General features: G+C 74.4%; 1 protein-coding gene and 2 pseudogenes. All 3 read right to left on the bottom strand.

From position 1 onward, the window contains the following. Nucleotides 1-461: pseudogene (locus tag FRAQA3DRAFT_RS38880) on the bottom strand (acyltransferase domain-containing protein); the annotation flags it as partial. 178 nt (nucleotides 462-639) lie between these two features. Continuing rightward, nucleotides 640-2,505: pseudogene (locus FRAQA3DRAFT_RS35330) on the bottom strand (type I polyketide synthase); the annotation flags it as partial. 118 nt (nucleotides 2,506-2,623) lie between these two features. Then, a partial coding sequence (locus FRAQA3DRAFT_RS21550; RefSeq protein WP_009741171.1) for a type I polyketide synthase occupies nucleotides 2,624-6,977 on the bottom strand: 4,354 nt, incomplete at its 5' end.

Below are 6,977 nucleotides of genomic sequence, written 5' to 3'. Positions count from 1 at the left end.
GTGATGAGGGGGAGGGTGGGCTGGTGGAAGGTCAGGCTGGTCGCGGTGGTGTGGAAGGGGGTGAGGATGGGGTCGGTGAGGGGGCTGTGGAAGGCGTGGCTGACGGTGAGTTTGCGGCTGCGGATGCCTTGGGTGGTGGCGTGTTTGGCGATGCGGGTGAGGGTGGGGGTGTCGCCGGCGATGACGGTGTTGGTGGGGCTGTTGAGGGCGGCGATGTCGAGGGTGGGTTGGTCGGCGATGAGACTGCGGGCGGTGGTCTCGTCGGTGTGGAGGGTGAGCATGCCGCCGCCGGGGGGGAGGGCGGCGAGTAGGCGGGCGCGGGTGGCGACGAGGCGGGCGGCGTCGTCGAGGGTGAGGATGCCGGCGAGGTGGGCGGCGGTGATTTCGCCGAGGCTGTGGCCGATGAGGTAGTCGGGGGTGATGCCGTGGGCGGTGATGAGCTGGTAGAGGGCGGTTTGGAGGGCGAACAGGGTGGGTTGGGTCCAGGCGGTGTGGTGGATGGTCGCGCTGTCGGGATGGTCGGGGTGGGCGTGGAGGATGTCGAGCGAGGGGTTGGTCGAGGTGGGGGTTGAGGGCGTCGGCGGCGTCGTGGAGGGCTTGGCGGTAGACGGGGTGGGTGGCGTAGAGGGCGTGGCCCATGCGGGGGTACTGGCTGCCCTGACCGGAGAAGGCGAAGGCAAGCTTGCCCGCCCCGGCCTGGCCGGTGATGACCGACGGGCTTCGGTGGCCCTCGGTGAGCTGGTCCAGGCCGGCGAGCAGGTCTTCGGTGCTGGTGGCGAGGGTGACCGCGCGGTGCGGGAACACGGTGCGGGTTGCCAACGCGCGGGCCAGGGCGGGCAGCGGCGCCCGACCGGCATCGGTGCGCAGATGGGCGGCCAGGCCGCGGGCCTGGTCGCGTAGCGCCTCGGGGCTGCGCGCCGACAACGGCACCAGCACCGGCAGGGCCTCCCGTCCCGGCCCCTCGTTCTGCTGCCCTTCGGCGTCGCCCTGCCCGCCGGTGTCCTGCAGGTCGGTGTCCTGCCGTCCCGCGTTCTCCGGCTGCGCAAGCCGGCTCGGCCGGACGGTGTCGTCCGGGTTCGGGGTGTCGTCCTGGCCGTCGGCGTTCCCGGCGGCCGCGCCGTCGTCCGCCGGGGCCTGTTCGATGATGACGTGCGCGTTGGTGCCGCTGACCCCGAACGCCGACACCCCCACCCGGCGCGGGGCGCCGGTCTCGGGGAAGGCGCGGGCCTCGGTGAGCAGCTCGACCGCGCCGGTCGACCAGTTCACCTGCGTGGACGGCTCGTCGACGTGCAGGGTGCGGGGCAGCAGGCCGTGCTGGAGGGCGAGGACGGTCTTGATGACACCGGCGGCGCCGGCGGCGGCCTGGGTGTGGCCGATGTTGGACTTGAGGCTGCCGAGCCAGAGCGGTCGGGTGCGGTTCTGGCCGTAGGTGGCGAGGATGGCCTGGGCCTCGATGGGGTCGCCGAGCGGGGTGCCGGTGCCGTGGGCCTCGACGGCGTCGACGTCGGCGGCGGACAGGCGGGCGCTGGCCAGCGCGGCGCGGATGACCCGCTGCTGCGACGGGCCGTTCGGCGCGGTCAGGCCGTTGGAGGCGCCGTCGGAGTTCACCGCGCTGCCCCGCACCACCGCCAGGACGGGGTGGTTGTTGCGCCGGGCGTCGGAGAGGCGTTCCAGCAGCAGGATGCCGACCCCCTCGGCCCAGCCGGTGCCGTCGGCGGCGTCGGCGAAGGCCTTGCACCGACCGTCGGCTGACAGCCCGCGCTGGCGGGAGAACTCGATGAACGCCGCCGGCGACGACATCACCGCGACGCCGCCGGCCAGCGCCAGGTCGGCCTCGCCGCCGCGCAGCGCCTGGCTGGCCAGGTGCAGGGCGACCAGGGACGACGAGCAGGCCGTGTCGACGGTGACCGACGGCCCCTCGAAGCCGAACGTGTAGGAGATCCGCCCGGACAGCACGCTACCGAGCGTCCCCAGGCCGATGTACGCCTCCAGCTCGTCGGGGATCTCGTGCAGGCGGGCCGCATAGTCCTGCCCGGCGATCCCGGCGAACACCGCGGTCCGGCTGCCCCGCAGCGTCGTCGGGTCGATGCCCGCCCGCTCGAACGCCTCCCACGCCGTCTCCAGCAGCAGCCGCTGCTGCGGGTCGGTGGCGAGGGCCTCGCGGGGGGAGATGCCGAAGAACTCGGCGTCGAAGTCGGCCGCGTCGTGCAGGAACCCACCGTGGCGGGTGTAGGACTTGCCCGCCGCGTCCGGGTCGGGGTCGAACAGCTCCTCGACGTTCCAGTCACGGTCGGTCGGGAACTCGCTGATCGCGTCCCGGCCGTCGGCGACCAGCTCCCACAGTCCCTCCGGCGTGGTGACCCCGCCTGGCAGCCGGCAGGCCATGCCCACGATCGCGATCGGTTCCCGGCGGCTCGACTCGACCTCCCGCAGGCGCTTCTGCGCCGTCCGGGCGTCGCTGAGCGCGCGCTTGAGGTACTCGCGGAGCTTGGCGTCATTGGACATGGTCGGTGGCTCCCTCAGGAAGAACTGCGGCCCCGCGGCCAGGAACGGCCCGGACGGGGAACTGCCGGGGTCGGGGAACGGCAGGGTCGGGGATCGGCAGGGTCGGGGATCGGCGGGGTCAGGAGGACTCGACGTTGTCGTCCAGCAGGGCGAACAACTCGTCGTCGGTGGCTGAGTCGAGGTCGAGCTCGTCGTCGGCTGGGTCCGTGGGGACGACGTCCGCCCAGCGGGCGACCAGCGCCCGCAGCCGGGTCACCGCCTCGGCGGTGTCGGCGTTGTCGCCGCCGGTCGCCTCCAGCACCGCCTCCAACCGGTCCAGGACGCGCAGCGGCGAGGAGGTGTCCGTCGTCCCGGCGGAGCCCAGCTCGCCCGCCAGGAAGTCGGCGATCGCCACCGGGGTCGGATAGTCGAACACGAGCGTGGCCGGCAGGGTGAGCCCGGTCGCCGCGTTCAACCGGTTACGCAGGTCGACGGCGGTCAGCGAGGTCAGGCCCAGCTCGCGGAACGCGCGGGTGGGGCCGACCGTCGCGGGGCTGTCGTGGCCGAGGACCACCGCCGCCTCCGCGCGGACCAGGTCCAGCAGCAGCTCGTCACGCTCGCTCGGGGCGAGCGCGGCGAACCGCTCGGCCAGGCTCGGCCCGCTCGGGGCCGCGGACAGCCCGGCCAGCGCGCCGTCGCCACCGGGCCCGTCGGCGACGAGCTCGCCGTCGACCAGCCGGACCGGTGTGGGATCCAACCAGTAGCGCCGTCGCTGGAACGCGTACGTCGGCAGGTTCACCCAGCGCCGGCGCCGATCTGGACCGCCGGCTGTGCCGGGGCTGGCGGCCGTGCCGGGGCTGGCGGCGGTGCCGGGGCTGGCGGCGGTGCCAGAACCGCCGGTGCTCGGACCGGCGGCGGCCGCGTCGAGCACGACCCGCCAGTCCACCTTGGCCCCGCGGACCCAGGCCTCCGCCAGAGCGGAGTGGATCTTGGTGAGCCCGCCGGTGTCGCGGCGCAGGGTTTCGGTGATGGCGACGGGGCCGGGGAGGTCGGGGGTGGTCTCGAGGGTTTCGGCGAGGGCGGTGGTGAGGACGGGGTGGGGGCTGATCTCGATGAACAGGTCGTGGCCCGCCTGGAGCAGGGCGCGGCTGGCGGGTTCGAACAGGACGGGCTGGCGCAGGTTGGTGTACCAGTAGTCGGCGGTGAGGGTGGTGGGGTCGATCCAGTCGGCGGTGACGGTGGACAGGATGGGGATGGCGGCCGGCTGGGGGCGGATGGGGGCGAGGGCGGTGAGCAGCTCGTCGCGGATCGCCTCGACGTGCGGGGAGTGCGAGGCGTAGGTGACCGGCAGGACCCGGGTCCGGGTGCCCTGCTCCCGCACCACGGCGAGCAGCGCGGTGAGCTCGGCCTCGTCGCCGGCGACGATGGCCGTGGCGGGGCTGTTGACCGCGGCGATGGACAGGCCCGGGGTCAGCAGCGGCGTGATCTCGTCGGTCGGCAGGTTGATCGATGCCATCGCGCCCGGCGACGTGATGGCGGTCAGGGCGCGGCTGCGCAGGGCGACGACGCGGGCGGCGTCGTCGAGGGTGAGGGCGCCGGCGATGTGCGCGGCGGCGATCTCACCCTGGCTGTGCCCGACGACGGCCTGCGGGTGCACGCCATGGTGCTGCCAGAGCCGGGCCAGGGCGACGAGGACGGCGAACAGCGTGGGCTGCACGACGTCGACCCGGTCGAGGGTGGGGGCGTCGGGCCGTTCGTGCAGGACGTCGAGCAGGTTCCAGTCGGCGTACGGGGCCAGGGCCGCGGCGACGGCGTCGATGTGCTCGGCGAAGACCGGGCTGGTGGCCAGCAGCTCGCGGGCCATCCCGGCCCACTGGCTGCCCTGGCCGGGGAAGACGAACACGGTGGTGGCGGTGGTGTCGGCGGCGCCGCGCACGACCCGGGCACTGGCCGTCCCACCGGCCAGCGCGTCCACCGCGCCCAGCAGGTCGTCGCGGTCCGCGCCGAGCACCACGGCCCGCTGCTCGAAGACGGTCCGCGCCGCGACCAGGGCGTCGGCGACGTCCGCCGGGTCGAGTCCGGTGCCGGCGTCCGACCGGACGAACGCCCCGAGGCGGTCCGCCTGCGACCGCAGCGCGTCCGGGGTGCGGGCCGACAGGATCCACGGCAGCGCCGGACCGCCGCCCGGCCGCGCCGGTCCGATGATCGCGGTGGTGCCGGCCTGTTCGGTGGTGCCGGCCTGTTCGGTGGTGCCGGCGGGTGCGGGGGGCTCGGCTTCGGTCGGCTGGGCCGGCACGGCGATCCGGGCGGCGAGGACGTTCTGCTCCGTGGGTGCCTGTTCGATGATGACGTGGGCGTTGGTGCCGCTGATGCCGAAGGAGGAGACGGCGGCGCGTCGCGGGCGGTCGGTGTCGGGCCAGAGCCGGTTCTCGGTGAGGAGCGCGACGTCGCCTTCGGTCCAGTCGACGTGGGGGCTGGGTTCGTCGACGTGCAGGGTGCGGGGCAGTAGGCCGTGCTGGAGGGCGAGGACGGTCTTGATGATGCCGGCGGCGCCGGCGGCGGCCTGGGTGTGGCCGATGTTGGACTTGAGGCTGCCGAGCCAGAGCGGGTGGGTGCGGTTCTGGCCGTAGGTGGCGAGGATGGCCTGGGCCTCGATGGGGTCGCCGAGCGGGGTGCCGGTGCCGTGGGCCTCGAGGGCGTCGATGTCGGTGGGGTTCAGGCGGGCGCTGGCCAGCGCGGCGCGGATGACCCGCTGCTGGGACGGGCCGTTCGGCGCGGTGAGGCCGTTGGAGGCGCCGTCCTGGTTGACGGCGCTGCCGCGGATCACGGCGTGGATGGGGTGGCCGTGGCGTTGGGCGTCGGAGAGTCGTTCGACGAGGAGCATGGTGGCGCCCTCGGCCCAGCCGACGCCGTCGGCGGCGGCGGCGAAGGCCTTGCACCGCCCGTCGGGTGACAGCCCGCGCTGGCGGGAGAACTCGATGAACGCCGCCGGGGACGCCATCAGCGCGACCCCGCCGGCCAGTGCGAGATCGGTCTCGCCGCTGCGCAGGGCCTGGGCGGCGAGGTGCAGGGCGACCAGGGAGGAGGAGCAGGCGGTGTCGATGGTGACCGACGGTCCCTCGAAGCCGAACGTGTAGGAGATCCGTCCGGTCGCGATCGACCCGGCGTTGCCGTTGCCGAGGTACCCCTCCAGGGCCCGCGGCACCGCGTGGATGCGCTGGGAGTAGTCGTGGTACATGACGCCGGCGAAGACGCCGGTGGTGCTGCCGCGCAGGGTGGTGGGGTCGATGCCGGCGCGTTCGATGGCTTCCCAGCTCGTTTCGAGCAGGAGGCGTTGCTGGGGGTCGGTGGCGAGGGCTTCGCGGGGGGAGATGCCGAAGAACTCGGCGTCGAAGTCGGCCGCGTCGTGCAGGAACCCACCGTGGCGGGCGTAGGTCTTGCCGGTCGCGTCGGGGTCGGGGTCGAACAGGTCGTCGACGTCCCAGCCGCGGTTGACGGGGAATTCGCTGATGGCGTCCCGGCCGCCGGCGACCAGTTCCCAGAGCTCCTCGGGGGTGGTGACCCCGCCCGGCAGCCGGCAGGCCATCCCGACGATCGCGATCGGCTCCTCGACGTCGCGGCGCCGGCGCGGGCGCGGCACCTCGCGCCGCGCCGGTGCGCTCCCGAGCAGCTCCGTGCGCAGCAGCTCGGCGACGGCCGCCGGACTCGGGTGGTCGAAGGTGAGGGTGGCGGGCAGGCGCAGGCCGCTGGCGGCGCCGAGCCGGTTGCGCAGCTCGACGGCGGTCAGCGAGTCCAGGCCCAGCTCGGAGAAGGCTCGGTCGGCCGGGACGGACGCGACCCCGGTATGCCCGAGCACGCCGGCCACCTCCGCCCGCACTAGGTCGACCAGCAGGGCGTTCGCCTCCTGGGCGGACCGCCCGGCGAGGCGAGCGGCCAAGGTCGACCCGCCGGCGGCCGACGCGGCCGACGCGGTCGCCGCGGCCCGCCGGACGGGACGGACGAGGGCGCGCAGCAGCGGCGGCACCCCGTCGTGGGCGGCTCGGGCGCGCAGCGCGGCGAGATCGAGCGGCACGGGCACGAGCACCGCCCGGTCCGCCGCGGCCGCCTCGTCGAACAGTCGCAGTCCCTGGTCGGTGGCCAGCGGACGGACTCCGCTGCGCGCGATGCGGGCCCGGTCGGCGGCCGTCAGGTGCGCCGTGAACGTGCTGGTGTCGTCCCAGAGTCCCCAGGCGAGGCTGGTGGCGGGGAGTCCCTGGGTGTGGCGGTGGTGGGCGAGGGCGTCGAGGAAGGTGTTGGCGGTGGCGTAGTTGGCTTGGCCGGGGTTGCCGGTGATGCCGGCGATGGAGGAGTAGAGGACGAAGGCTTTGAGGGGGTGGTGGCGGGTGAGGTGGTGGAGGTGCCAGGCGCCGTCGATTTTGGGGGCCAGGACGGTGTGGAGGCGGGCTTCGGTGAGGTTGGTCAGGGTGGTGTCGTCGAGGGTGCCGGCGGTGTGG

Source organism: Frankia sp. QA3 (genome assembly GCF_000262465.1).
Lineage (GTDB): Bacteria > Actinomycetota > Actinomycetes > Frankiales > Frankiaceae > Frankia.
This window is presented reverse-complemented; position numbering and strand designations above follow the sequence as displayed.